24 protein-coding genes are annotated in these 25,364 nt (G+C 48.0%); 9 read left to right on the top strand and 15 right to left on the bottom strand.

Translation table 11 applies throughout. The features are described from left to right. Nucleotides 1-37: 37 nt before the first annotated feature. Nucleotides 38-2,029 (top strand): excinuclease ABC subunit UvrB, encoded by a 1,992-nt coding sequence (uvrB, locus tag ACT6NV_RS10970; protein WP_445384495.1) that lies wholly within the window; start codon nucleotides 38-40, stop codon nucleotides 2,027-2,029. 91 nt (nucleotides 2,030-2,120) lie between these two features. Here uvrB and ACT6NV_RS10965 read toward each other — a convergent pair whose 3' ends face one another. The 5 genes from ACT6NV_RS10965 to ACT6NV_RS10945 form a co-directional block, all read right to left on the bottom strand. Beyond that, nucleotides 2,121-2,549, bottom strand: coding sequence for an Hsp20/alpha crystallin family protein (locus ACT6NV_RS10965; protein ID WP_445384494.1), 429 nt, complete (start codon nucleotides 2,547-2,549; stop codon nucleotides 2,121-2,123). 142 nt (nucleotides 2,550-2,691) lie between these two features. Next, nucleotides 2,692-3,093, bottom strand: coding sequence for a TerB family tellurite resistance protein (locus ACT6NV_RS10960; protein ID WP_445384493.1), 402 nt, complete (start codon nucleotides 3,091-3,093; stop codon nucleotides 2,692-2,694). Nucleotides 3,094-3,253: 160 nt separating this feature from the next. After that, nucleotides 3,254-3,592, bottom strand: coding sequence for a hypothetical protein (locus ACT6NV_RS10955; RefSeq protein ID WP_445384492.1), 339 nt, complete (start codon nucleotides 3,590-3,592; stop codon nucleotides 3,254-3,256). Nucleotides 3,593-3,844: 252 nt separating this feature from the next. Further along, nucleotides 3,845-5,086: an ADP-forming succinate--CoA ligase subunit beta gene (gene sucC / locus ACT6NV_RS10950; protein WP_445384491.1), complete on the bottom strand. Its 1,242-nt coding sequence runs from the start codon at nucleotides 5,084-5,086 to the stop codon at nucleotides 3,845-3,847. A 25-nt stretch (nucleotides 5,087-5,111) separates the two neighbouring features. Beyond that, nucleotides 5,112-5,753: an LON peptidase substrate-binding domain-containing protein gene (locus ACT6NV_RS10945; RefSeq protein WP_445384490.1), complete on the bottom strand. Its 642-nt coding sequence runs from the start codon at nucleotides 5,751-5,753 to the stop codon at nucleotides 5,112-5,114. Nucleotides 5,754-5,912: 159 nt separating this feature from the next. Between ACT6NV_RS10945 and lysA the strand changes: the two genes are divergently transcribed. Together lysA and ACT6NV_RS10935 are read left to right on the top strand one after the other, a co-directional pair. Next, on the top strand, nucleotides 5,913-7,154 hold the full coding sequence (lysA, locus tag ACT6NV_RS10940; RefSeq protein ID WP_445384489.1) for a diaminopimelate decarboxylase: 1,242 nt from the start codon (nucleotides 5,913-5,915) through the stop codon (nucleotides 7,152-7,154). Nucleotides 7,155-7,216: 62 nt separating this feature from the next. Next, complete coding sequence (locus tag ACT6NV_RS10935) at nucleotides 7,217-7,738, top strand: thioredoxin family protein (protein ID WP_445384488.1); 522 nt, start codon at nucleotides 7,217-7,219, stop codon at nucleotides 7,736-7,738. Nucleotides 7,739-7,769: 31 nt separating this feature from the next. Here the strand turns inward: ACT6NV_RS10935 and guaB are convergent, their stop codons facing one another. Beyond that, nucleotides 7,770-9,242 (bottom strand): IMP dehydrogenase, encoded by a 1,473-nt coding sequence (gene guaB, locus ACT6NV_RS10930; RefSeq protein WP_445384487.1) that lies wholly within the window; start codon nucleotides 9,240-9,242, stop codon nucleotides 7,770-7,772. Nucleotides 9,243-9,445: 203 nt separating this feature from the next. On the opposite strand from guaB, the gene ACT6NV_RS10925 reads away from it, so the two are divergent. Beyond that, complete coding sequence (locus tag ACT6NV_RS10925; RefSeq protein ID WP_445384486.1) at nucleotides 9,446-11,662, top strand: TonB-dependent receptor family protein; 2,217 nt, start codon at nucleotides 9,446-9,448, stop codon at nucleotides 11,660-11,662. Between the two features lie 62 nt (nucleotides 11,663-11,724). Here the strand turns inward: ACT6NV_RS10925 and ACT6NV_RS10920 are convergent, their stop codons facing one another. From ACT6NV_RS10920 to ACT6NV_RS10910, 3 genes are all read right to left on the bottom strand, one after another. Beyond that, nucleotides 11,725-12,591 (bottom strand): hydroxymethylglutaryl-CoA lyase, encoded by an 867-nt coding sequence (locus ACT6NV_RS10920; protein WP_445384485.1) that lies wholly within the window; start codon nucleotides 12,589-12,591, stop codon nucleotides 11,725-11,727. A gap of 133 nt (nucleotides 12,592-12,724) precedes the next feature. Next, nucleotides 12,725-13,768, bottom strand: coding sequence for a quinone-dependent dihydroorotate dehydrogenase (locus ACT6NV_RS10915; protein WP_445384484.1), 1,044 nt, complete (start codon nucleotides 13,766-13,768; stop codon nucleotides 12,725-12,727). 62 nt (nucleotides 13,769-13,830) lie between these two features. After that, a complete protein-coding gene (locus ACT6NV_RS10910) occupies nucleotides 13,831-14,271 on the bottom strand; it encodes a hypothetical protein (protein WP_445384483.1) in 441 nt (146 codons plus the stop codon). A gap of 78 nt (nucleotides 14,272-14,349) precedes the next feature. Here ACT6NV_RS10910 and pepT point away from each other — a divergent pair, with 78 nt between their 5' ends. Further along, a complete protein-coding gene (gene pepT / locus ACT6NV_RS10905) occupies nucleotides 14,350-15,591 on the top strand; it encodes a peptidase T (protein ID WP_445384482.1) in 1,242 nt (413 codons plus the stop codon). Continuing rightward, on the top strand, nucleotides 15,584-16,174 hold the full coding sequence (locus tag ACT6NV_RS10900) for a YdeI/OmpD-associated family protein (protein ID WP_445384481.1): 591 nt from the start codon (nucleotides 15,584-15,586) through the stop codon (nucleotides 16,172-16,174). The genes pepT and ACT6NV_RS10900 overlap by 8 nt, the downstream gene beginning before the upstream one ends. A gap of 72 nt (nucleotides 16,175-16,246) precedes the next feature. Here ACT6NV_RS10900 and yajC read toward each other — a convergent pair whose 3' ends face one another. Genes yajC through nusB form a run of 3 tightly spaced genes read right to left on the bottom strand, consistent with a single transcriptional unit; the run spans nucleotide 16,247 to nucleotide 18,019 of the window. Beyond that, nucleotides 16,247-16,531: a preprotein translocase subunit YajC gene (gene yajC, locus ACT6NV_RS10895; RefSeq protein WP_445384480.1), complete on the bottom strand. Its 285-nt coding sequence runs from the start codon at nucleotides 16,529-16,531 to the stop codon at nucleotides 16,247-16,249. A 20-nt stretch (nucleotides 16,532-16,551) separates the two neighbouring features. Then, the gene (locus ACT6NV_RS10890) at nucleotides 16,552-17,037 is read right to left on the bottom strand and encodes a DUF1573 domain-containing protein (protein WP_445384479.1); all 486 of its coding nucleotides are present in this window, start codon (nucleotides 17,035-17,037) and stop codon (nucleotides 16,552-16,554) included. Between the two features lie 43 nt (nucleotides 17,038-17,080). Beyond that, the gene (gene nusB / locus ACT6NV_RS10885) at nucleotides 17,081-18,019 is read right to left on the bottom strand and encodes a transcription antitermination factor NusB (RefSeq protein WP_445384478.1); all 939 of its coding nucleotides are present in this window, start codon (nucleotides 18,017-18,019) and stop codon (nucleotides 17,081-17,083) included. A 163-nt stretch (nucleotides 18,020-18,182) separates the two neighbouring features. Between nusB and ACT6NV_RS10880 the strand changes: the two genes are divergently transcribed. The 3 genes from ACT6NV_RS10880 to ACT6NV_RS10870 all read left to right on the top strand — a co-directional run bounded on the left by ACT6NV_RS10880 (nucleotide 18,183) and on the right by ACT6NV_RS10870 (nucleotide 23,063). Further along, entirely contained in the window at nucleotides 18,183-19,937 is a 1,755-nt protein-coding gene (locus ACT6NV_RS10880; protein ID WP_445384477.1) for an ABC transporter ATP-binding protein, read from the top strand. 75 nt (nucleotides 19,938-20,012) lie between these two features. Continuing rightward, a complete protein-coding gene (locus ACT6NV_RS10875) occupies nucleotides 20,013-20,387 on the top strand; it encodes a PUR family DNA/RNA-binding protein (RefSeq protein ID WP_445381640.1) in 375 nt (124 codons plus the stop codon). Nucleotides 20,388-20,537: 150 nt separating this feature from the next. Beyond that, entirely contained in the window at nucleotides 20,538-23,063 is a 2,526-nt protein-coding gene (locus ACT6NV_RS10870) for a M14 family zinc carboxypeptidase (RefSeq protein WP_445384476.1), read from the top strand. Here the strand turns inward: ACT6NV_RS10870 and ACT6NV_RS10865 are convergent. The 3 genes from ACT6NV_RS10865 to ACT6NV_RS10855 are packed head-to-tail and all read right to left on the bottom strand — an operon-like array spanning nucleotide 23,056 to nucleotide 25,345. Then, on the bottom strand, nucleotides 23,056-24,189 hold the full coding sequence (locus ACT6NV_RS10865; protein WP_445384475.1) for a 1-acyl-sn-glycerol-3-phosphate acyltransferase: 1,134 nt from the start codon (nucleotides 24,187-24,189) through the stop codon (nucleotides 23,056-23,058). The two genes, ACT6NV_RS10870 and ACT6NV_RS10865, sit on opposite strands and share 8 nt — an antisense overlap. Then, nucleotides 24,096-25,037 carry a bile acid:sodium symporter family protein gene (locus tag ACT6NV_RS10860; protein WP_445384474.1) on the bottom strand — a complete coding sequence of 314 codons (942 nt, stop codon included), beginning with the start codon at nucleotides 25,035-25,037 and terminating at the stop codon, nucleotides 24,096-24,098. Before ACT6NV_RS10860 ends, ACT6NV_RS10865 begins: the two co-directional genes overlap by 94 nt. Continuing rightward, nucleotides 25,034-25,345 (bottom strand): phosphoribosylpyrophosphate synthetase, encoded by a 312-nt coding sequence (locus ACT6NV_RS10855; protein ID WP_445384473.1) that lies wholly within the window; start codon nucleotides 25,343-25,345, stop codon nucleotides 25,034-25,036. The genes ACT6NV_RS10860 and ACT6NV_RS10855 overlap by 4 nt, the downstream gene beginning before the upstream one ends. Nucleotides 25,346-25,364 lie beyond the last annotated feature (19 nt).

Here is a 25,364-nt window from a genome sequence, read left to right as displayed (position 1 = left end):
GCTACCACCAGGGCATACAGTTTTGTATTTTTGACACATGAAATTTAAGGTAGTATCTGAATTCAAACCCACCGGGGACCAACCCCAGGCCATATCCCAATTATCCAGGGGGATCATGGAAGGGGATAAATATCAAACCCTATTGGGGGTAACGGGCTCGGGAAAGACCTTTACTGTAGCCAATGTGATTTCCGAAGTACAACGCCCCACCCTGGTACTGGCGCACAATAAAACACTTGCAGCGCAATTGTATTCGGAATTTAAAATGTTTTTTCCGGAGAACGCCGTGGAGTATTTCGTTTCGTATTACGACTACTATCAACCAGAGGCCTATATCCCTACTTCAGGGCTCTATATTGAAAAAGACCTGTCCATAAACGAGGATATTGAAAAATTAAGACTGAGTGCTACCTCCTCCCTCTTATCAGGGAGGCGGGATGTACTGGTAGTGGCCTCGGTATCCTGCCTTTACGGAATCGGGAATCCTATAGAATTTCAAAAAAATGTGATCCATCTTCACCAGGATCAGGTCCTGGCGCGAACAAAGCTGATGCACATGCTGGTTCAGAGCCTGTATTCCCGAACCACAGCAGATTTCAGGAATGGGAATTTCAGGGTCAGGGGCGATGTGGTGGATATCTTTCCCAGCTATGCCGACCACGCCTTCCGGATTCATTTCTTTGGTGATGAAATTGAGGAGATTGAAGCATTTGACCCTTTTAACAACACGGTTCTGGAAACCTATGAAAACCTGAATATCTATCCGGCCAATATGTTTGTGACTTCCCCGGATGTATTGCAGAATGCCATCCATCAGATTCAGGATGACCTGGTGGCGCAAATTGCCTATTTCAGGGAAATCGGGAAGCCACTGGAAGCGAAGCGCCTGGAGGAACGCACCAATTTTGACCTGGAAATGATCCGGGAACTGGGCTATTGTTCGGGCATCGAAAATTATTCGCGTTACCTGGATGGCCGCGAACCGGGGACCCGTCCTTTCTGCCTGCTGGATTATTTTCCGGACGACTACCTGATGGTGGTGGATGAAAGCCACGTGACCATCCCCCAGGTCCACGCCATGTATGGCGGAGACCGCTCCCGAAAGGAGAACCTGGTGGATTACGGCTTCCGCCTGCCGGCTGCCATGGACAACCGACCCCTTAAATTTGAAGAGTTCGAAGCCCTGCAAAATCAGGTTATTTATGTTAGTGCCACTCCTGCAGATTACGAAATGCAAAAAAGTCAGGGAATTTATGTGGAACAAGTTATCCGCCCGACTGGTTTACTGGATCCTGTGATCGAAGTAAGGCCCAGCAAGAATCAGATAGATGACCTGGTGGAAGAGATACAAACCCGGGTGCAACTGGATGAACGCACCCTGGTGACCACCTTGACCAAGCGGATGGCTGAGGAATTGACAAAGTACCTGACCCGTATTAACATCCGCTGTCGGTATATACATTCGGATGTGGATACCCTGGAGCGGGTAGAAATCATGCAGGATCTCCGCAAGGGAATCTTCGATGTGCTGGTTGGGGTTAACCTCCTTCGCGAAGGCCTGGACCTCCCGGAGGTATCCCTGGTTGCCATAATAGATGCCGACAAAGAGGGCTTTCTGAGAAGTAACCGCTCCCTTACCCAGACGGTTGGCCGGGCTGCCAGGCACCTGAACGGGAAGGCTATTATGTATGCTGACACCATAACGGACAGCATGCAGCGAACCATTGACGAAACCAATTACCGGCGCGAGAAACAACTGGCCTATAACAAGGAAAACAACGTCACCCCAAAAGCCCTCAACAAAAGCCTGGACAATGTTCTGAGTAAAAATTCAGTATCTACATTTCATTTCGAAAAGAAAGCCCAGGAATCCCGGGAACCCGACCTGAAATACCTGACCGGGGCCCAAAAGGAAGACCTCATCCGCCAGAAGCGAAAAGCAATGGAAAAGGCGGCCAAGGAATTAGACTTTATGATGGCTGCCAGGCTACGGGACGAAATAAAAGTGTTGCAGCAGGAGCCAACATAAAAAAAGCGCTCCCGCAAAGGAGCGCTTTCCCTAACTAACCAACTAAACAAACCAACCATTATGAGGCCCGTTAGGTGGGCCAAACATAATTTTATTTGCCTGCTATCTCAATCAGCCTTTTGGGCTTGGGCAGGGCTTCTTTCTTTTTGGGAAGACTGAACATCAGGATCCCGTTTTCATATTTGGCCTCAATTTTATCGGCATCTACTGTTTCGGGTAGTGTAAATGCTCTTTTAAAGGCGCTGTAATTGAATTCTCTGCGGGTATATCCTTTATCCGTTTCTTCCTGTTCTTCCTTATTTTCCATGGAAATGGTGAGCACATTGTCGTCAATTTCCACGTTAAAATCTTCTTTTTTCTTTCCCGGGATGGCAAATTCCAGGTAAAATCCTTTTTCTGCTTCCCTGATATTGACTGCGGGAAGGTTATGCATTTGATTCGTACCGCCAAACCAATCGGGGGTTAACCAATCATTCCACATATCAGAAAGTACTGCAGGTTTTCTTCTTACTATTGTCATTTGTATATGCTTTAAGAGGTTAGACTTCAATTTCACCTCTTATAGAGCAAAGGGTATACCGTAGTAAAAATACTGTCGTTTTGGCGCATACAGAAGCAATATTGATGTCATTTTGACAGCAACGGAATAATTGCTTTCCTGATTAATTGTAATGCGCTTTAAAAATATTGAAGAGCACCTCGGGAGGTACAATTTTGTCCGGGTAGCGGTGCATGAGTACTAAAACCTGGTCGATTGCTGAAGGCGGAAGGCCCATATTAAGGCCAATATCGTGGATCTTGCGTATCTCGTTCATCTCCTGTTTACGGTCCACATTCATCAGCAGAACCAGGCGGTGAAACTGCAGAATACGCTCAGGCTGAGACTTGGGGATTATCTTTTTTACTTTGGAATTGAAAAGTTTTTCAAAATCCTCCTGATATACCCCTAATAATTCTGCTACCCCCTGTAAAAAACTGAATTCCGAATCTTTGATTTCTCTCTCTGCGCGCGCAAAGGAAATCATTTCGGATAAAATACTCAGTTTTTCTTTATAGCTGCTCATACTGTCCGTTTGTAGGGCGTTAGTATGTTAACTCCGATTCGTGAACTTTCGTATGTTTTATCGGGCAACTACCCGTTTTAGCAGGTCTTTTCGACTAATCACCTTTTAAAGCATAAAAAAACCCGGTTTAAACCGGGTCTTCACTTGCTCCTGTGGCCTTTTAGCTGGTAAAACGGATAGGTACCCTGTAGGTCTTCCCTTCTTCCAGGCTGCTATTTCCCAATTTGTGATAATTCAGGCGGTTTTTAACCAGGCTTTCGATCGCTTCATTATCAGTTGTTACTGACAACACTACAATTTCGTTCTCGCTGTTTACCGTAATGCGAACCCATGCGTGCAATTCTTCGTTCTCTCCTACCTGAATGTAGTTGTTGTGAAGAAGTTCATGGATTTCTTCGGAAATTTTTACTTTAGGGTTAACAGTAGCCGGATTGGCAGCCAATACGCTTCCGCTGAATAACAGGGCAGCAGCTGCAAATAATACACTTGCTTTTTTCATGATGATGATTGTTTAATGATTGATGAATAATTGTTGTTCTTCTAAATAGACGCGGCAATTTGGGAGATGTTACGGTCTGATCAGTTTTTAACAATTTTTTAGGCCAAAAACGGTCTTTCGCGTGGTTTTTAGCAAAAAATACGCCTTCTTAAACATTTCTGCCTGGTCGGGCCTTCCCGTTCTAGAAATTCTAAAAACAAAAAAAAACCGCACCCCCCGGGGTGCGGCACATACTTTTATAAGGTCTAAAAACTAGGAAAGAACTTCCTTTACCTTGTCTGCAGCTTCCTGGAACTGTACTGCCGAATGCACGGCCAAACCAGAGTTATCCAGTATTTCCTTGGCGAGCTCCGCATTGGTGCCCTGTAGCCTCACAATGATGGGTACCTTGATGGCGTCCCCCATATTCCGATAGGCGTCTACCACCCCCTGGGCCACGCGGTCACATCGTACAATACCCCCGAAGATATTGATCAGAATTGCCTGTACATTGTCGTCTTTGAGAATGATCCGGAAAGCTTCCTCTACCCTTTTGGCATCGGCCGTTCCGCCTACATCAAGAAAGTTAGCAGGTTCGCCCCCTGCCATTTTAATCAGGTCCATCGTTGCCATGGCCAGGCCTGCTCCATTTACCATGCAGCCTACATTGCCATCCAGGTCCACATAGTTCAGCCCAACAGCCCTCGCTTCAACTTCGATAGGGTTTTCCTCCCTTAAATCCCGCATTTCTGCATATTGCTTCCTTCGGTATAAGGCATTGTCATCAATGGATACCTTGGCATCCACAGCCATGATTTTGTCATCGGAAGTTTTTAAAACCGGATTGATCTCAAACAGGCTGGCATCACTTTGCTCGTAGGCCCGGTACAGGGCACTTACAAATTTGGTCATTTCCTTAAATGCGGTTCCTGAAAGCCCCAGGTTAAAGGCTATTTTCCTTGCCTGAAAAGGCAAAAGGCCCGTGGCAGGGTCTATTTCCTCCGTAAAGATCAGGTGGGGTGTTTTATCGGCTACCTCCTCAATATCCATCCCCCCTTCGGTGGAGTACATGATCATGGTGCGCCCTTTGGCCCGGTTTAAAAGAACAGACATATAGAATTCACTGGTCTCACTGGGTCCCGGATAATATACATCTTCGGCCACCAAAACCTGATGTACTTTCTTGCCCTTGGCTGAAGTCTGAGGCGTTACCAGGTTCATCCCGATAATGTTGCCCGCAATCTCTTCAACCTCTTTGAGGTTTTTAGCAACCTTTACCCCTCCGCCTTTTCCGCGCCCTCCGGCATGTACCTGTGCTTTGATTACGTGCCAGCTGGTACCCGTTTCCTGGGTAAGCTGCTTGGCTACATCTACGGCTTCTTTAGCATTATGCGCAACAATTCCGCGCTGAATACGGACGCCAAAACTGGCGAGGATTTCCTTTCCCTGATATTCGTGTAAATTCATCTGTGGTTCATTCAGTAGTTGAATGCAAAAATAGGAAACCGAAAGCATTTCCCCTAATGCTTGCTCTTTGCATTTATTCCAGTTTAAAATCTTTAAAGTCCAGGGGATCGAAATTCCGGAAATGACCATTCATTTCGATGAGTTCCCGGGTTCGGTTTAATTGTTTTAAAACGGCAATGGTGGCCTGCAGGTGGTCTATCAGATAGCGTAGCCGGACTTTTTCACTGGCCAGTTGCAACAACTGGTATTCCTGTTTGAAGGACAGGCCCATTTTATGGGCGAGGGTATAGCTGTTGAAAACTTCTTCTTTGATGGGCCCGAAAGGAATTTCCATAAGCTCGTATAACTCCTTGCAGGATTCCAGCAGTATATCAGTAAGTTCTGGTTCAGCATCCTTGATGGGATCCAGGAATTCCACCTCTCCGCCGGCGTAGAGTTTCTCTCCCATTTGCGGCTCAAAGGTGAGTATCTTAAAAACCTGTCGCGCCACGCAAACCACATCCATGGAACCGTCGGCATAGGTCGTAACCACCTCCTTGAGCTGCACTTCGGTCCCGTAAGACAATTGATCGTCTATAAAAACCGGAATCCCGAAGGTGGCTGCTTCATTTCGGCAATCCGATATAAGTTGTTTATAGCGTTCCTCAAAAATATGCAGGGGTACGGTTTCGCCGGGAAAAAATACAGATCGCAATGGAAAAAGGGGGATCTTCATAATCGTTTTCCTTAAAACTACAAAGCCGGAACGAAACTATCAAATCATTTGGATGGACAGCTTGTTTTATTTGTAACATTTTGTTTCAATTTAAAAAATACTGACCTCTTTTTTTGGGAAGAACCCAAAGTAAACTAGCTTTGTTGCAAACTTGGATTCATGAAAGCCACTGATTTGTTGGAAATTGCCGGAGAATACGGCGCCCCTGTATATGTCTATGATGCCGAAAAAATCAAATCGCAATACAAGCGGCTTACGGAAGCTTTTAAGATTGTTCCCAGGCTTCAGTTAAACTACGCCGTAAAAGCGCTTTCCAATATCAGCATCCTGAGGTTGATGAACCAGCTGGGAAGCGGGCTGGATACGGTTTCTATTCAGGAAGTGCAGCTGGGCCTGATGGCAGGTTTCCGACCAGAAGACATCATTTATACGCCAAACGGTGTTTCCCTGGAGGAAATAGAGGAAGCTGCAGGCCTTGGGGTCCGCATCAATATAGACAACCTCTCCATTCTGGAACAGTTTGGGAGTAAACATCCGGACATCCCAGTATGCATCCGCATCAATCCGCACGTGATGGCCGGGGGCAACACCAATATTTCAGTTGGCCATATCGATTCTAAATTCGGGATCAGTATTCACCAGATTCCGCATCTGCTGCGTATAGTAGAACTGACAAAAATGCGCATCAACGGAATTCATATGCATACCGGGAGCGACATCCTGGATATTGACGTATTCCTCTACGCCTCCGAAATCCTTTTTGAAACGGCAAAACACTTCCCCAACCTGGATTTTATCGATTTTGGAAGCGGTTTTAAAGTGCCCTATAAAGCGGGTGACATCCAGACCAATGTGGAAGAACTCGGGGAAAAACTGGGCTCCCGTTTCAATGAATTCTGCCGGGAATACGGTAGGGACCTAACCCTGGCCTTTGAACCCGGAAAATTCCTGGTAAGCGAGGCAGGTTTTTTTCTGGCGCGGGTCAATGTGGTGAAGCAGACCACTTCAACGGTTTTTGCCGGGGTGGATTCCGGTTTCAACCACCTTATCCGGCCCATGCTCTATGGGTCGTCCCACCAGATCGAAAACCTTTCCAACCCGGACGGAAAAGAGCGTTATTATTCAGTGGTTGGCTACATTTGCGAAACCGATACCTTCGGGAACAACCGCCGTATTAACGAAATAGCCGAAGGAGACATCCTCTGTTTCCGGAATGCCGGAGCTTATTGCTTTACCATGGCCAGTAACTACAACTCCCGGTATCGCCCGGCAGAGGTACTCTGGATGGATGGAAAGGCTCATCTGATCAGGAGCCGCGAAACCTTTGAAGACCTTATTCGGAACCAGACAGACACCCAGGAACTCTTTTCGGCCTCCAAAGCCCGGCCATCCTTAAAATAAAACGGAGATTTTATCGTTAAATTTGTATTGAAAGAAGACCTGTGTCTCTTTAGCACAATACTATGAAAGATAGACTGACAACCGCCCTGGTATTTGTAATGATCCTGGCCGCCTCCATGGGGCAGGCACAGCAAATCGAATGGATGAGCTGGGATGAAGCCGTAAGCCGGGCTGCAACAGACCAAAATCCCAAAAAGATCTTTGTAGATGTTTACACAGACTGGTGTGGCTGGTGCAAACGAATGGATATGGATACCTTTCAAAATCCGGAGGTGGCCGCCTATATGACCGACAATTTCTACATGGTTAAGATGGATGGCGAAGGAAAAGAGCCCATTGAATTCAACGGGAAAACATATACCTACGTGCCTTCGGGCAGAAGGGGGTATCACGAACTGGCAGCTGCCTTGTTACAGGGGCGCCTGAGTTACCCTACCGTAATCTTCCTGGATGAAAACATCAAGATGCTTTCCCCGGTTCCCGGGTACCAGAAACCGGACGCCTTTATAAAAATTGCGCGCTACTTCGGCGAAGACATTTATAAAAATACCGACTGGCAGACCTACGAAAGGGACTCCAGATAAGCGCTTTCAGGCACTTTAAAGCTCCTCGCTTTTATCGACTGTAATTGGGAGATTCCTTGGTAATGGTCACGTTATGCGGATGGCTCTCATGTATCCCGCTTGAGGTGATCTTGACAAATTTTCCTTTTTCCTTCAGGGTTTCAATATCCTTGGCGCCGCAGTAGCCCATTCCGGCACGCAGCCCGCCTACGAACTGATGGATACTTTCATAGAGATCCCCTTTATAGGGAACCCTGCCAACAATCCCTTCCGGAACCAATTTTTTAATATCATCCTCCACGTCCTGGAAATAACGGTCTTTACTCCCCTGTTTCATGGCTTCAACGGATCCCATGCCCCGGTAGGACTTGAATTTTCGCCCTTCATAAATAATGGTCTCCCCCGGTGATTCTTTAGTACCGGCAAGGAGCGACCCCAGCATGACACAATCCGCTCCGGCGGCAATGGCTTTTGGTATGTCTCCGGTGTAGCGGATACCCCCGTCGGCTATTACAGGTACCCCGCTGCCCTTAATGGCGGCGGCCACTTCAAGCACGGCCGAAAATTGGGGAAACCCGACCCCGGCAACCACCCGGGTAGTACAGATGGAGCCCGGACCAATCCCGACTTTCACGGCATCTGCCCCGGCATCTACCAGGTAACGCGCGGCTTCTGCGGTTGCAATATTCCCGACTATCACCTCCAGGTCCGGAAAGGCCTTTTTAATCGCTTTCAGAATCCCAACCACTCCACGGGTATGCCCATGAGCCGTATCGATGACCACAGCATCCACTCCGGCCTTAACAAGGGCTGCAGCACGATCTGTGGCGTCAGCAGTGACCCCTATAGCCGCTGCAACGCGCAGGCGTCCATACTGATCCTTATTCGCAATGGGCTTTTGGGTGAGTTTGGTGATATCTCTGAAGGTAATGAGGCCAACCAGTTTATAATTCTTGTCAACAACCGGTAATTTTTCAATTTTATTCTCCTGCAGTATATCCTCTGCTTCTTCAAGAGAGGTTCCCTCACTCACGGTCACCAGGTTTTCTGAGGTCATTACCTCTGAGATGGGCCGCTCGTTGTTTTTTTCGAAACGCAGGTCCCGGTTGGTGACTATCCCTATAAGAATACCGGCATCATCCACAATGGGGATGCCGCCAATACTGTGTTCCCTCATATTTTCCTTTGCATCCCTTACCAGAGCAGTAGAGGGCAGGGTTACCGGATCCAGGATCATCCCGCTTTCCGCCCGCTTCACCTTGCGCACCTTCATCGCCTGCCCTTCAATACTCATGTTTTTGTGAAGGACCCCTATACCCCCTTCCCTGGCAATGGCAATAGCCATGCGGGATTCGGTCACTGTATCCATGGCAGCGGATACAATGGGAATGTTAATGCGGATATTACGCGTAAACTGGGTCTGAATGTTCACTTCGCGGGGAAGGACTTCGGAGTAGGCAGGCACAAGCAGTACATCGTCGTAAGTAAGGCCTTCTCCAAGGATTTTTGAAAGGTGGGCTTCCATGGCAATTAAGGATTAATTGCGTGCAAATATACTACTTTTAATTATTGCATTATTTATTCCGAAAATTTTATCCTCCTAACCTGCTGATTACAAAATCCTAAGAGATATTCTATTTATATTTATTCTAAATAAACTTTGAAAATTCCAAACCCGGAAGTACTTTTGCTTTAGTATAGCTATTTGTAATTAGTCTAAATAAACCAATGAAAAGGTACCTATCCATATTTTGCTTTAGTATGACCCTTGTCCTCTCCGCCCAGCAGGACACGATTCAGACCGGGAAACTGGTACGCCTCAATGAGGTGGTACTGCAAGCCAAGGTTATATTCGGGAGTAAATTTGAGGCCCGGAACCGCACGGGTTCTTCCTATTATATTTCTCCCAAGGAAATCCAGCGCTTTAATTACACAGATGTTAACCGTACACTGAGAGCCGTTCCAGGGGTCAACGTATATGAAGAAGATGGCTTTGGCCTCCGTCCGAACATCAGCCTAAGGGGAACTTCCCCGGAGCGAAGTTCCAAAATTACGCTGATGGAAGATGGGGTGCTGATCGCCCCCGCACCCTACAGTGCCCCGGCGGCCTATTATTTCCCGACCATTGCACGTATGCAGGCGGTAGAGGTCCTGAAGGGGAGCAGCCAGGTGCAGTTTGGCCCGTATACTACAGGTGGGGCCATCAATATGGTGAGTACAGAGGTGCCGGAACGCTTCAGGGCTTTCGTCAATACTACCTATGGCAGCTTTCAGTCCGGGAGGATCCACGCACAACTGGGGGACAGTCAGAAAAATTTTGGCTATTCCATCGAATATTTGAACTATAACTCCAATGGGTTCAAAGAACTCGACGGCGGAGGGGACACCGGCTTTGATAAAAATGACCTGGTGGCAAAATTCCGGGTGAACACCAGTCCCGGGGCGTCCATTGCACAGGCCCTTGAATTTAAGTTCCAGTATTCGGACGAAACCTCAGACGAAACCTATTTGGGCCTGACACAGGACGACTTCGAGAGCAATCCTTTCAGGAGGTATGCCGGGTCACAGGAAGACCAGATGAACACGGAACACAACCAGTTTATGCTGAGTCATACCTTGGATTTCAGTGATTATTTCCGGATTACAACCGTAGCCTACCGCAACAATTTTAAAAGGAACTGGTATAAACTGGATTACCTTACCCTGAATGGGGAAAGGACCGGGATTGCAGATATTATCGCAGATCCTGAAAGTTTTGATGCCTATTACCAGGTAGTTAGCGGCAATACAGACAGCGGGGCTGACGCGCTAACACTTAAAAACAATAATCGCGAATACTATTCTACAGGGGTTCAAACCAAGTTAGATGTGCACTGGACCGGAGAGCGTACTTTCCACGATGTGGAAGTTGGCCTGCGTTACCACTATGACGAGGAAGACCGCTTTCAGTGGCTGGATGATTACGCCATGCTTAACGGGCAGTTATCGCTGACCACGGCAGGCGTTCCGGGTACAGACGCTAACCGTATCAGTGACGCCAGGGCCTTTGCCGCCTATGGAATGTATAAATTCAAATACGACAACCTGACCCTTACCCCGGGGATCCGATATGAGAATATCACCCTTTCCAGGGAAAACTTCGGAAGCAACGACCCCGGGCGAAGCGGGGCAGACCTGAGTACCCGTGAGAACCAGGTAGATGTTTTTATACCGGGTATTGGGTTTAATTACAACTTCCAGAATGTATCTGTATTCGGGGGGGTTCACAAGGGCTTCTCTCCCCCGGGCAACCAGGAAGGAGAGCTTCCGGAAGAGAGCATCAACTACGAGCTGGGTAGTCGTTTCAGCTATGGCGGCTTCAGCGGGGAACTGGTCGGTTTTTTCAATGATTTCAGCAACCTGCTGGGAAGCGATCTGGCCGCTACCGGGGGAACCGGTTCTCTCGATCAATTTAACGCCGGAGAAGTTAATGTTGCCGGTCTGGAGGTGCTCATAAATTACAACCTGCTGCCCAACAGCGAACAGTTTATTTTGCCGGTGACCTTTGCCTACACCTTTACGGATACCGAATTTCAGAACAGTTTCGGGAGCAGTGACGACCTCTGGGGAGAGGTTACAGCAGGAGATGAACTCCCTTATCTGTCCAAGCATCAGTGGAATGCCACCCTGGCCCTGGAGCATAAAGATTTTGAACTGAATTTCAACGCACGTTATAACGGAGCATTTCGTACACAGGCAGGTTCGGGAAGCATTCCTGCTTCAGAATTGGTGGATAACAATTTTATCCTCGATTTTGCAGGAAAGTACCACTATAACGAGCATATCAGCCTTACGGCAAATGTCATTAACCTATTGGATGAAACCTATGCTGTCTCCAGGGTTCCTGCCGGTTTACGCCCAGGACATCCCTTTGGAATATACGCCGGTATCTCCCTGCGTTACTAATTTGGATTGATTTTGTTTAAGTGTTTTTGTTTGCACCCGGACTGGTTCCGGGTGCTGCTTTTTCAGGCATAGGCGGCAAATAATTCGGAAGCCTTGTTAAAAGCTGCCTCAAAAGCCATCCACTTTACCCCGGTTTCTACTTTTTTTGCAGTAAAGTAGGAGAGCATTTTCTCAGTGGGCATGTTACCGGTAAGCTCGTCCTTGGCCATCGGGCAGCCCCCGAAGCCCTGTACGGCCCCGTCAAACCTACGGCAACCCGCCCTGTAGGCAGCATCTACTTTCTCATGCCAGCTGGAAGGGGTGGTATGCAGATGTGCCCCGAATGTTACCTCAGGGTACCTGGGGATCAGTCCGGAAAATAATTTGGAGATTACTTCAGGGGTTGAACTGCCAATAGTATCGGACAGGGAAAGGATGTTCACCCCCATCTCCACCAGTTTTTCGGTCCATTCTGCCACAATTTCGACATCCCAGGGGTCTCCGTAAGGGTTCCCAAAACCCATTGAAATATAGGTGACCACTTCCTTATCGTGCTTTTGGGCCAGCTCCAGTATCTGCCCCAGCACTTCTACTGACTGGGCAATGGTCTTATGGGTATTACGCATCTGGAAGTTCTCGGAAATGGAGAAAGGATAGCCCAGATAGTCTATCTGTTCAAAGCCAACCGCTGTTTCAGCGCCCCTCAGATTGGCTACAATAGCCAGCAAGCGGGTATTTGTCTCAGAAAGGTCGAGCCGGGAAAGTACCTCAGCCGTATCCGCCATCTGCGGAATGGCCTTGGGTGAAACAAAGCTTCCGAAATCCAGGGTATGAAAGCCGCAATTCAGCAAAGCCTGCAGATAGCGAGCCTTTTCGCGGGTGGGTATAAAATCCCGGATCCCCTGCATCGCATCCCGTGGGCATTCAACAATATTGACAGTGTCTGACATCTGAAGCTTGATTCGATCTCAAAATTACCACTATTTTAAATGAATTTGATAAGATAGCCTTAAGTAGCAGATAAGCGCAAAATAAACAGGTATTAAACACCTATTAACCAAAGCATTAAGGCTTCGGGCGTCTTTAATTGGCTGTGGTCTCTAGAAGGCGCCGGTTGATTCGCTTTACCAGCCCCGGCCCCTCGTAAACAAAGCCCGTCCATAATTGTACCAGGCTGGCCCCGGCCTGTAGTTTTTCAAGGGCATCCTCAGGGCTGTGGATCCCTCCCACCCCGATTACGGGAAAGGCATTATTGCTCTTTTCCACCAGAAACCGAATCACTTCTGTACTCCGCTCTCGCAGGGGTTTTCCGCTTAGCCCACCGGTTTGTTCCACAAGAAGATAGTCGGATTTGAGGTTGTCACGGGCTATGGTGGTATTGGTTGCAATAACCCCGTCCAGGCGGGTTTCCGAAACGATTTCGATAATGTCCAGCAGCTGGGTATCGGTCAGGTCCGGGGCTATTTTGAGCAAGATGGGTTTTTCCGCAACTCCCTGTTGTTCAGCAAGCCGTTTATTGTCCTTTTTGAGCATTTGCAAGAGTTGGGTCAGGGGTTCTTTCTCCTGCAACTCCCGAAGCCCGGGGGTATTGGGGGAACTAACATTTACCACAAAGTAGTCTACGTATTCAAAAAGCACCTCGAAGCAAATGAGGTAATCCTTGGCTGCCTCCTTGTTTGGGGTGGTTTTATTTTTACCAATATTCCCCCCCACCAGGACCTTGTGTTCTGTTTTTAAGTTTTCCACGGCTTCCAGGACCCCTTTGTTGTTGAATCCCATCCGGTTGATAATGGCCTGGTCTGCCTTCAGGCGAAATAAGCGTTTTCGGGGGTTACCGGGTTGTGGCTTGGGGGTAAGGGTCCCTATTTCAATAAAGCCAAACCCAAAGTCTGATAATTCCCTGAAAAGGCGTGCGTCCTTGTCAAACCCGGCTGCAAGGCCCACAGGATTCGGGAATTTCAACCCAAAGACTTGCCGCTCCAGACGGGGGTCCTGCAGCCTGTACATTTTGCGGATCAGTGGGGAAAGCCCAAGCTTCCTTATCCAACTGATAACCCAAAAGGAAAAATGATGCACGGCTTCAGGGTCAAAAAGAAACAGCAGTGGACGAATGAAAATACGGTACATAGGGATGCCAGAATTTGGGCAAAAGTACAAACTTCTGTAGTACCTCCCGGGGCTGATACTGACTAATTTTGATCGGGCAGTGCCTCCTGCGGGTCCTTCCAGGGGGCGAGGGGTTCCCTGGATACCGCCTCACAGAGTTCCAGGTAGCGGGCGTATTGCCGTTCGTTGAAAATAGCGAGTAATCTGCGGTCATAGGAAATAGTAATCTCAAGGATTTGCGCCCGGAGTGCTTCGTATTTACTGCCCAATGCGGCGAGTTCGGATTCCGTTTCCCTCGGGTGCGTTTCCATCAGTGCCGTAAGCTGCTCCATAAGGCGATCCGTTTCCCTGCTAAGTTCCCGCTGCCATTGCCCCATCTTTTGCAGCTGGGACTCATTCAGTTGAAAAGCACTGGCTATATTGGTGGAATCTGCCCCGCTGATATTCAGGGTACACTCCTGCCCAAAAGCGCAACCCAGGCCCAAAAAGAGTAATGCAAAACTGATTTTCTTGAGTATCTTCATCTTTTTAATTCAGCTGATTGTACAGCAAGATAGGCTGTCGCGGTTTAATTGCTAACTCAAAAATCAAATAAAAAGTATATGCAGCCATTGGTTTCCCGTTTCCTCAAATATGTCGCCATCGATACGCAAAGCAATCCGGACTCTACCAGCACCCCGAGCACCGAAAAACAATGGACCCTCGCAAGGCTACTGGCAAAGGAACTCCGGGAATTGGGCCTGGAGCAGGTAAAACTGGACGAGCGGGCCTATATAACCGCAACCCTGCCTTCGAATATTGATAAAAAGGTGCCAACCATAGGCTTTATTTCCCATTTCGATACCAGCCCAGACTTTTCTGCCGAAGCAGTCAACCCCCGGCTGGTACCGGATTACGATGGAAAGGATATTGTCCTGGATGAGCGGCAGGGGATTGTACTTTCGCCTGATTATTTCCCGGAACTAAAACAATACACCGGGCAAACACTGATTGTCACGGATGGAAAAAGCTTGTTGGGGGCAGACGACAAAGCCGGCATCGCAGAAATTATGACCGCTATGGAGTATCTGATTGCCCATCCGGAGATTCCACATGGCGATATCCGGATCGGTTTTACCCCGGACGAGGAAATCGGCAGGGGTGCGCATCACTTTGATGTTAAGGGTTTTGCTGCAGACTGGGCCTATACGGTTGACGGCAGCCAGCTGGGGGAACTGGAATACGAGAACTTCAACGCTGCCAAAGCCCGAATTCAGATAAAAGGGAAGAGCGTACACCCGGGCTATGCCAAAAATAAAATGATCAATGCCATCTCGGCACTTACGGAACTGCTCGCTTCTTTGCCCCCGGATGAGGTCCCTGAAAAGACAGAGGCCCGGCAGGGGTTTTTTCACGTTCACGACATATCGGGCAGTATTGAAAATGCCGTTGCTTCCCTGATTATAAGGGACCACGATGCCGAAAAATTTAAGGCCCGTAAGGAACTGTTAGCGAAAATCTGCACCCGAATCCGAAAAAAATACAATACCGATCTGGAAGTGGAAATCAGCGATCAGTATTACAATATGCGTGAAAAGGTCATGCCCGTATTTCACATTGTTGAAATTGCAAGAGAAGCCATGTTGCAGGTAGGCGTACAACCCATAATCAAACCAATAAGAGGGGGGACGGATGGGTCCCAGCTGAGTTATATGGGGCTGCCCTGTCCGAATATTTTTGCGGGCGGACATAATTTCCACGGGAAATATGAATACATCCCGGTAGAAAGTATGGAAAAAGCTGTTAAAGTTATCGTCAAAATTTGCGAACTTACAGCTGAGACTTCTGCCAATACTAATGGATAAAGCTGCCAGACTAAAGGCCTATTTTAAAAAGGAACAACCCTTCCGAGATGGGATTGCCCGTTTACGGAAAATTGCACTGGAAGGCGGGATGGAAGAACATCTTAAATGGAATGCCCCTGTTTATTGTGTGGAAAACAAGAATATAGTGGGTATCCTTGCTTTCAAAAATCACTTTGGGCTTTGGTTCTTTGACGGGGCATTTCTATCCGATCCGCTATCCGTACTGGAAAATGCCCAGCAGGACAAAACCAAAGGCATGAGGCACTGGAAGTTTTACGAGCCTGAGAATATCCCTGAAGAAATGGTACGTCAATACATTGCGGAGGCTATTGCAAATGCAGAAAAAGGCATTGGCCTGAAACCGGCCAAAGCCAAAAAAAGAGAAATTCCCGACAGCTTGCAAAGGGCCCTGCAGGCCGCTCCTGAAATGCAAAAAGCTTTTGATGGGCTCACTCCCTACAAACAAAACGAATATGCCGAATATATAGCATCTGCCAAACAGGAGGGTACCAAAGCAAGGCGGCTGCAAAAAATACTTCCCATGATTCAGGCAGCAATGGGATTGAATGACAAATACCGTTAGAACCTGCGGTCACTGCAAATAAAAAACACCGGCTTTGGACCGGTGTTCTTTGCAGGCAAGTGTTTTACTGCCCTAGTCTTTACTCGTATTCAGCTTTTTGCTGAGTTCCATGGAAATGGCTGAGCGGTCGAACTTCATTCGTCCCGCCATGGTTTCGATTATACAGGAAAAATCCTTGTCATTCAAATCGACAACCTTGCCGTAAAGGCCACTCTTGGTAATGATTTTATCTCCCTTTTTCAGGGCAGCCGCGAACTTTTTCTCGTCCTTTTGTTTCTTGATCTGCGGTCTGATCATAAAGAAATACGCCACTGCAAAAATCAGCAGCATAGGCAGAAATTGACCTATGTTTTCCATAAAGGAATATCTTATTTAAATTATTGTTGTCTTACCGGGCCTACAGCAGCGGAAGTATTGGTCTTTGGATTGACAAAAGCCTTGATGCGCAGCATCTCCTGACCTTTAGCCGTATTGGCCATTACTGTTACCGTTTTGGTGACCTGGTTCATCCCTGAGCCGTTGAATTTCACCTTGATCTCTCCTTGTTCACCCGGAGCGATTGGCGTATTCTTGGGATAATCAGGAACGGTACATCCGCAACTGGCGGTTGCATTGGTAATGATCAACGGGGCATTTCCCGTATTGGTGAACACAAAGGAAGTTTCCTGTGGTGTGTTTTGTTCAATGGTTCCAAAATCGTGTTCAGCGCGGTCAAAACTCATTACCGGCAGGTTTTTGGCAGCTTCATCGCGTTCTGCGGCTACCTCCACATTGGTGGCTTCGATCTTTTCAGATGCTTTTTCCTTGCAGGACATAAAAGCTGTAAGGGCCAGGGCACCTAAAATGACAGTTGCTTTTCTCATGATGTTATTTTTTTAATTCCATGCAAAATTAAGGAATAATTACTTACAATAAACCCCGGCCGGTCTTTTTAAGTTTTCCTTCCTTTTTGTAATCTTTCACCAGTTTATCCAGTATGCCGTTGATAAAGATGCTGCTTTTGGGGGTGGAATACTCTTTTGCGATCTCCAGGTATTCATTAATGGTAACCCGTTCCGGAATAGAGGGAAAATACAAAAGCTCACAGATAGCCATCTTAATCAGGATCCCGTCTATATCGGCTATACGCTCCTTATCCCAGTTGGGGGTTTTGCCCTCCATCTCCTTCTCAAGTTCCTCATAGCGCAAGAGCGTTTTCTTTAAAAGCTCCTGTCCGAATTCCATGTCTTCCTGATTCTTTAACAATCGGGGCATAAAAAATTGTTCGGCACTGGCGGGTTTCAGTTTTTTGAGCTGTTTGAGGATAAAGGTATTGACAAGTGGCAGGTCGTCTACCCAGGTAATGCCTTCGTCTTCCAGGAAATCATAGACTTTAGAATTGGGGGCAATTACCTCCTTAAAAATCCCGATCAGAAAGTCCCGGTCCTGTTCATATGCCCCGGCTACGGGCAGGTATTCGGCGTAGCGCCCACTTTCCAGTATTTCCCTGAATAGGATTTTAATGTACTCCTCATTGAGATACCACTGCTTGAGTTTGCGTTTTTTAAAGGCTTCGTCCAGTAGCGAATTGCCGGCAAGTTGTTTGAGGATGGTGTTTTTTGCAAGGGCGTCAGGCCCTGCTTTGTCAGGGTTATCCAGGTATTTACGGGAAGACTGCTGCAACTGCAATTCAGCCAGGTCATGGAGTTCCCTGAAGATACCGAGGATTAAGAGGTAGAGGGTAAAGGTTTGGGCGATACTCTGGTTCAGGAATTTCTGCTGTTTCTCCATGGAATCTTCCCTGGATAAAGAAAGGGCGTAAATGCATTGCATTACCTTGATCCTGATGTGCCTTCTGGTGAGCATGTAAAGAACTTTGCGATTATGGAATCGCGGCAAAAATAGGAATTGATTTTGAATCCTGCTTTCAAAAACATCTTATAATTATTATAACAGTCCCATCCGAAGCAATCTCCTATATTTGCGAAGGCAGTCGCTAAGGCTGCCAGACCAGCTGCAGCTCAGACCTATGAAAGAACTCAAACACCTCAATAAATACTTCCGCAAATACTGGTTTAAATTACTGATGGGGATAGTGATCACCATCATTGCCAGGGTATTCCAGCTGGTTATGCCCTCTTATGTAAAAAATATCATAGAGACGGTGGAGCAGTATCTGGAAGGGGGGCTTACAGAAAGTCTTGCCCGGGAACAGTTGCTGGAGTATATCGGGATTATTATTGGGGCGGCTCTGCTTTCGGGCTTTTTCACCTTCCTGATGCGCCAAACCATCATCAATGTCTCCCGCTATATTGAATACGACCTGAAAAATGAGGTTTTTGACCATTACCAGCGCCTCAGCCTCAATTTTTACAAAAGCAACCGCACCGGCGACCTGATGAACCGGATCAGCGAAGATGTCAGCCAGGTTCGCATGTATGCCGGGCCGGCTATAATGTATGGGATACAAACCCTCACCCTCTTTGTCTGCCTGATACCGTTGATGTTTATAAAGGCACCCACTATTGCCTTCTATGCACTGCTGCCCCTGCCGGTACTTTCAGTACTGATCTACTGGATCAGCCGGGTGATCCACCAGCGTAGTACACGGGTACAGGTATACCTGTCTACCCTCTCAACCTTTGCACAGGAAACCTTTTCCGGGATTTCCGTAATCAAGGCCTATGTGATGGAACCCCGCATAAATAAGGAAGCCGGGGAACTCGCCTACGAAGGCAAAGACAAAAGCATGGATTTGGCCAAGGTAAATGCCTGGTTCTTTCCGCTGATGATACTGCTGATTGGGGTCAGCAATATTTTTGTGATCTACGTAGGGGGGCTGCAATACCTGAAGGGGGAAATAGATACTTTGGGAACCATCCTGGAATTCATCATCTATGTAAACATGCTTACCTGGCCCGTGGCCATTGTGGGGTGGCTCACTTCCATTGTGCAGCGTGCTGAAGCTTCCCAAAAACGGATCAACGAGTTCCTGAACCAGGAACCTGAAATCCAGAACAAACAGGAAACCCCCAGCGAGATAGTGGGCAAAATTGAATTTGACCAGGTTAGTTTCACCTACCCGGATACCGGAATACAGGCCCTTTCCGGCGTATCTTTCAGCCTGAACCCGGGCGAAACCATGACCATACTGGGGAAGACCGGGGCCGGGAAATCTACGGTGCTGGAGCTTATTGCCCGCCTGTATGATGTGAGTTCCGGCACCATCCGTGTTGATGATACCCCCATTGAGGAACTGAACCTGAATTCCCTGCGATCTGCAATCGGGGCGGTCCCGCAGGATGCCTTTTTATTCTCAGATACCATTGAAAACAATATCCGCTTCGGGAAAGAGGATGCCACCGAAGATGAAATAGAAGCCGTGGCCAAAATGGCCGTGGTACACGAAAATATAATCAGCTTCGCAAAAGGCTATCAAACCATTCTGGGCGAACGGGGAATTACCCTTAGCGGTGGACAGAAGCAGCGTGTTTCCATTGCAAGGGCCCTTCTAAAGGACCCGGTAATCTACCTGTTTGACGACTGCCTTTCTGCGGTAGATACGGAAACGGAAGAAACCATTCTCTCCAATTTGAAAAAGGCTTCCCAAAACAAAACAACCATCATAGTAAGCCACAGGGTTTCTTCGGCTATCAATGCGGATAAGGTGATGGTGCTCGAAAACGGAAAAATAATCCAGTTTGGCAAACACGAGCAGCTGATCAGTCAGGAAGGCTATTACAAAGAGCTTTATATCAATCAGCTATCGGAGAAAGAAAACTAGTTTTTTTTTGTTGATTCAGCATTTTTTTCACATTTTTGATAGCCTTAAACGATCTTCTTTTAACATTACGGACTCATGAGTGATAAAGATTTGATGGATCAGGAAGAGATTTTTTCCAAAGTATTGCGGGCCGGCAGAAGAACTTATTTTTTTGATGTTCGCAGCACAAAAGCCGGTGACTATTACCTTACGGTAACCGAAAGCAAAAAATTCACTCACGACGATGGTTCCTTCCATTACAAGAAACACAAGATCTACCTTTACAAGGAAGACTTTGAATCGTTTCGGGAAATCCTCTCGGAAATGATGGATTATATCATCGATGAGAAGGGGCACGAAGTGATTTCCGAAAGGCATCAGAAAGACTTTAAGAAAACCAGCCCGTCAGAAAACGGGACTATAGAATCCACAGGTAGTAATTTTACCGATCTGGACTTCGACGAACTTTAGTAAGACATTTCTTTAAGGCCCTGTAACAGCGGCCTTTTTTCGTTATTGTTTCTTACTGTCAGCTGCAATCAAACAACCAAACCACCTCAACAACATTCGGACAGGCCCCCGGGGTCCTGACCCTTAAAACGAATATTGACTATGCAACTTATGAAGCGATTTACCTTAATTTTTTTAACGCTTATGTGCCTGACGGCACTGGCACAGGAAGAATCCGGGCTTTCTTATTTCCTTCCGGATGGAATCAGTTACGATCCGTCAATCCCCACCCCTGAAGAAATTATCGGCCATGAGGTAGGTGCCTGGCACGTGACCCACGACAAGCTGGTAATGTACATGCATGCACTGGATAAGGCCAGTGACCGCATTTCACTGACCAACAGGGGAGAGACCTTTGAAGGCCGGCCCATCTTGTTGCTGACCGTTACGGCGCCCGAAAACCATCAGCGGCTGGAAGACATCCGCCGGCAACATCTGTCACTGTCTGAATCCGGAAGCGCCTCTGCCGATATAGACCAGATGCCGGTAGTGGTTTACCAGGGTTTTTCCATACATGGCAATGAGCCCAGCGGGGCCAATGCAGGGCTCGCCTATGCCTACCACCTGGCCGCAGCCCAGGGAGCTGAAATGGAAGCCATGCTAAAAGACATGGTAATCCTGATGGATCCCTCCTTTAACCCGGATGGCTTGCAGCGCTTTGCCTACTGGGCCAACACCAATAAGAGCATCAACCTGAATCCCGATAATAACGAGCGCGAATACCATGAGGTATGGCCCGGCGGTCGCACCAACCACTATTGGTTTGACCTGAACCGCGACTGGTTGCCGGTGCAATTACCCGAAAGCCGTACGCGTATTGAAACCTTCCACAACTGGATGCCCAATGTGCTGACAGACCACCATGAAATGGGTACCAATGCCACTTTCTTTTTCCAGCCCGGGGTACCCAGCAGGGTGCATCCGCTCACCCCGGAAATCAACCAGGAACTCACTGCGGAGATCGGGACCTACCACGCCAGGGCACTGGATCAGATCGGTTCGCTGTATTATTCCGAGGAAGGGTACGATGATTACTATTATGGAAAAGGGTCCACGTTTCCGGATGTCAACGGAAGTATCGGAATCCTGTTTGAACAGGCGAGCTCCCGAGGACACATACAGGAAAGCGAAAATGGTATCCTGACTTTTCCCTTTACCATTCGCAACCAGTTCACCACAGCCCTCTCTACAATAGAGGCGGCCTGGAATATGCGGACCAAACTACTGGATTACCAGCGGGATTACTACCGGGACATTCAGGCAGAGGTAAAGCGGAACCGGACCAAGGCCATTGTTTTCGGGCACCCTAAAGACGGGGCCAGGGCATGGCACCTGGCAGAGATCCTGAAGCGGCACAAAATCCGGGTCCACCAATTGACTGCCGACTGGAAACACAACGGAAAAGAGTACAAAAAGGACATGAGTTTTGTGGTCCCCATGGACCAGAAAAACCCCAGGCTGATCCAGGCCATGTTTGAAAAGCGGACCACCTTTACGGACAGTTTGTTTTATGATATTTCTGCCTGGACCTTCCCGCTGGCCTTCAACCTGGAATACGACGAGCTAAGCAGCCTTCCTTCAGTAGGCCCGGCATTGGAAAAGCTGCCTGAAATGAAGGGGGCAGTAGATCGGAGCAGCAAATATGCCTATCTTTTTGAATGGCACCAGTACTACACCCCTAAAGCACTCAACCATATCCTGCAAAAAGGGCTGCGGGCCAAGGTAGCTACCAAGCCCTTCCGCCTTCGCGGGCGTGATTACGATTACGGAAGCATAATGATTCCCGTTCAGGGACAGAACCTGGCTACGGACGAATTACACGCTTTTCTTCAGGAGGTCGCGGCAGAATCCGGCCTGGAGATCCTGGGGGTAGATACCGGGCTAACTGAAGGCATAGATCTGGGAAGCCGTGATTTTGAAGCCCTCAAGCGGCAGAAAGTGGCAATCATTGTAGGGAACGGAATCCGCTCTTACGATGCCGGCGAGATCTGGCACCTCTTCGATACGCGCTACGGGATGCAGCTTACCAAAATCGATACGGAATACCTCAGCCGTGCAAACCTGGATTCCTATACGGATATTATCGTTCCCGGTGGCTGGGGAAGCGGCGGGCTTTCCGAGGGGAATATCAGCAAACTGAAAAACTGGGTCCGCGAAGGAGGTACCCTTATCGGGTATCGGAATGCGGCCAACTGGTTGGAGAAGAACGAGTTCCTGAAACTAAATTTCAGGAAAGACACCCTTGTTGCGAAAGACATCAGCTTTGTGGAAAAAAGGGATTTCCAGGGCGCCCAGGTTACCGGGGGAGCCATTTTTGAGGCGAAACTGGACCTTTCGCACCCCATCAATTACGGGTATACCCAGGATCGGATTGCCCTGTTCCGGAATACCAATATTTATCTGGACCCGGAAGAAAATTCATACGACAATCCAATACTGTACACACAAAATCCATTGCTGAGCGGTTACATTTCCGAGGAAAACGCCGCTCTGATTTCCGGAAGCGCCCCCTTTAAAGTACAGCGTTCGGGTCGCGGGAGGGTGATCCTCTTTACAGACAACACCAATTTCAGAGCTTTTTGGTATGGGACCAATAAACTACTGATGAATGCTATCTTTTTCGGAGAATTTATGTAGCGGCCTGGCCGGTTTTCACATAAAGGAGGTTGAATAGAAAGAGCAGAAGCACCCCAGCCAGGGCATATCCCGTTCCTGCAAAGAAGGAAAGGGCGATGCCCAATATGGTAAAATACAGGGGATAGACCAGAAAAGCATAGCCAAACCGAAACGTGCTGAGAAACTCCGGTTCCCAGACCTTGTTGGCTGCGATCCATTTCCAGGCAAGCAAAACTGGCAGGTTCCATAGGGTAAAGAAAGGGCGGAGGATTCTATGCAGGCGAGACCATGTGTTCTGACGCCTGGGGAGCTCTGAATGTTTATCCAGGATATAATCATTTACCGTATCCGGCTGTAGAAAATCGGCTGGCACCTCTTCCAGAGAGGCTGCAAGTTGCTCGTAATCTGCCTCAGGTGGAATATGGGTGGTAAGCCGGGTAAGTGAAGAAAAAACGGTCTCTTTGAGGGTGGTTACCCAATGGCCGTCTTGCTGGTTTGCAAAATAATCCGAAACAGCAATTTGTTTTCCAAACCGGAAACAAACACTATCCGGAAAACCAGCCGCCTGCTGGTAATTGATCCCCACCGGGACAATTTGGATGTCCAGATCCGGGTATTTTTCCAGGGAAGCCTGCAGGATTCGCGTAAAACCCTTGCTGAGGGGGCGTACCTGTCTCCTGAGATTATGATTGGCTTCGGGAAACAAGAGGAGCTGAGCATTTTCCCGAAAAAGATCCGCACAGCTATCAAAAATTCCCTCATTGTATTTCAGGTTGTCTCTGCCGTCCCTCAAGCGGTAAATGGGGATCATATGAAGCATTCTAAAAAAACGCTTCAGCCACGGCCGCGTAAAAACATCGGCCCTTGTAAGGAACCAGGGCCGTGCTGCGGGCGCATAGGCCGCATACAACAGAGGGTCCAACAGCGCATTCTGGTGGTTGGGCAGGAGCATTACCGGTTTATCTTTCGGGATATGTTCAAGGCCTTCCCAGCGCACTTCCCGGTAGTAACAGAAAAATCCAAAACGGACCAATATTTTTAAAATGCCATAAATCATCCGTCCTGAATTACAGTTGATTTCTTCCTGGGTTTCCAGGCCCAGTATCCCGCCAGGAGCATCCCGCTCACCAGGTGCCAGATACCCCAAAATGCAGCTATCAGTGCCATTCCCCCCATGCCGTCAAAGAATGTAAAAATAAGTAAAAGCCCCAGGCCTGAATTTTGAATCCCGGTTTCCAGGGTAATGGTTTTAACAGCTGTAGGTTCCAGGCGAAAAAGCCTTGCCAGTAGGTTCCCGCTGCCCAGGGCTATCGTATTATGTATTAAAACGACTATAAAAACCAGGCCCACGTAATCCCAAAAAACTGCTCGATTGTTGTATAAGGCCAAAGCTATAAGACCAATAAAGAACAAGAGCGAACCATATTTAAAACGTTTCGCCAGATAAGCCGCTGGCCCCGGATACCAGTATCGGACGGCCATCCCAGCCATCAGCGGGATACCCAGAAGCAGCGCCACCAGTTGAACCATCTCAAGGATGTCTATCCGCACTGCCTGAAGTAGTGCTGCAGACGGCTCATACAGGCCGCCCCAGAATTGAAGGTTCAGAGGGGTCAGCAATACGGCGAAAAGTGTGGCAAATGCGGTAAGGCTTATTGACAGAGCTGTATTACCACCCCCCAGGTGGGTCATAAAATTAGATACATTGCCGCCCGGGCAGCAGGCGACCAGGATCATCCCCAGGGCAAAGCTGGGAAGGGGATCAAAAAAGTTTACTAGCCCAAAGGTAAGGGCCGGCAATAAAAGAAACTGGGAGCCAATGCCAACCAGCAGCGGTTTGGGTACCCGTATCAACTGCCTGAAATCGCTCAGGCGGATATCCAGTGCAATCCCGAACATGACCAGCCCCAGGGTCAGGTTTAGCATCCAAAGGGCCTCCGAATCAAACTGGATATGGATCTGATCGATGTCTGCAGGTATCTGGCCGGGTTTCAACGGTCAATTTTAAGCTTGGAAATAATATCCGCGGGGATGCTGCCTGAATAGGCTCCATAGGCATCAACCAACAGCCCTTTGTGCCCGTCTGAAATTTCAATGGCATACAAAATACTGTTATCTCCGGGATCTGTCTTCCCCTCAAAGCGATAAAACTCCTTTACATGAAGTTCCGCGGCCGGATAGATACAGCTTTTTCGTTTGTTCTCCAGGCCGGAATCACAGAAGTTCAGGTTTTCGGTATAGCCCTGATCCTGCAGATCTTTAATGGCTTCTGATAGCGAAGAATAGGAATGCTTTTGGTTCAAAACAGTGTACTTATTTAGA

It is taken from the genome of Robiginitalea insularis (assembly GCF_052497835.1).
Note: the sequence above shows the minus strand (reverse complement) of the source record. Positions and strands in the feature narration are given on the sequence as shown.

Excerpts from the sequence above, each read along its gene's own strand:
- uvrB (WP_445384495.1), top strand. The coding sequence starts at position 38 with ATGAAATTTAAGGTAGTATCTGAATTCAAACCCACCGGGGACCAACCC.
- ACT6NV_RS10965 (WP_445384494.1), bottom strand. The coding sequence starts at position 2,549 with ATGACAATAGTAAGAAGAAAACCTGCAGTACTTTCTGATATGTGGAAT.
- ACT6NV_RS10960 (WP_445384493.1), bottom strand. The coding sequence starts at position 3,093 with ATGAGCAGCTATAAAGAAAAACTGAGTATTTTATCCGAAATGATTTCC.
- ACT6NV_RS10955 (WP_445384492.1), bottom strand. The coding sequence starts at position 3,592 with ATGAAAAAAGCAAGTGTATTATTTGCAGCTGCTGCCCTGTTATTCAGC.
- sucC (WP_445384491.1), bottom strand. The coding sequence starts at position 5,086 with ATGCTTTCGGTTTCCTATTTTTGCATTCAACTACTGAATGAACCACAG.
- ACT6NV_RS10945 (WP_445384490.1), bottom strand. The coding sequence starts at position 5,753 with ATGAAGATCCCCCTTTTTCCATTGCGATCTGTATTTTTTCCCGGCGAA.
- lysA (WP_445384489.1), top strand. The coding sequence starts at position 5,913 with ATGAAAGCCACTGATTTGTTGGAAATTGCCGGAGAATACGGCGCCCCT.
- ACT6NV_RS10935 (WP_445384488.1), top strand. The coding sequence starts at position 7,217 with ATGAAAGATAGACTGACAACCGCCCTGGTATTTGTAATGATCCTGGCC.
- guaB (WP_445384487.1), bottom strand. The coding sequence starts at position 9,242 with ATGGAAGCCCACCTTTCAAAAATCCTTGGAGAAGGCCTTACTTACGAC.
- ACT6NV_RS10925 (WP_445384486.1), top strand. The coding sequence starts at position 9,446 with ATGAAAAGGTACCTATCCATATTTTGCTTTAGTATGACCCTTGTCCTC.
- ACT6NV_RS10920 (WP_445384485.1), bottom strand. The coding sequence starts at position 12,591 with ATGTCAGACACTGTCAATATTGTTGAATGCCCACGGGATGCGATGCAG.
- ACT6NV_RS10915 (WP_445384484.1), bottom strand. The coding sequence starts at position 13,768 with ATGTACCGTATTTTCATTCGTCCACTGCTGTTTCTTTTTGACCCTGAA.
- ACT6NV_RS10910 (WP_445384483.1), bottom strand. The coding sequence starts at position 14,271 with ATGAAGATACTCAAGAAAATCAGTTTTGCATTACTCTTTTTGGGCCTG.
- pepT (WP_445384482.1), top strand. The coding sequence starts at position 14,350 with ATGCAGCCATTGGTTTCCCGTTTCCTCAAATATGTCGCCATCGATACG.
- ACT6NV_RS10900 (WP_445384481.1), top strand. The coding sequence starts at position 15,584 with ATGGATAAAGCTGCCAGACTAAAGGCCTATTTTAAAAAGGAACAACCC.
- yajC (WP_445384480.1), bottom strand. The coding sequence starts at position 16,531 with ATGGAAAACATAGGTCAATTTCTGCCTATGCTGCTGATTTTTGCAGTG.
- ACT6NV_RS10890 (WP_445384479.1), bottom strand. The coding sequence starts at position 17,037 with ATGAGAAAAGCAACTGTCATTTTAGGTGCCCTGGCCCTTACAGCTTTT.
- nusB (WP_445384478.1), bottom strand. The coding sequence starts at position 18,019 with ATGCTCACCAGAAGGCACATCAGGATCAAGGTAATGCAATGCATTTAC.
- ACT6NV_RS10880 (WP_445384477.1), top strand. The coding sequence starts at position 18,183 with ATGAAAGAACTCAAACACCTCAATAAATACTTCCGCAAATACTGGTTT.
- ACT6NV_RS10875 (WP_445381640.1), top strand. The coding sequence starts at position 20,013 with ATGAGTGATAAAGATTTGATGGATCAGGAAGAGATTTTTTCCAAAGTA.
- ACT6NV_RS10870 (WP_445384476.1), top strand. The coding sequence starts at position 20,538 with ATGAAGCGATTTACCTTAATTTTTTTAACGCTTATGTGCCTGACGGCA.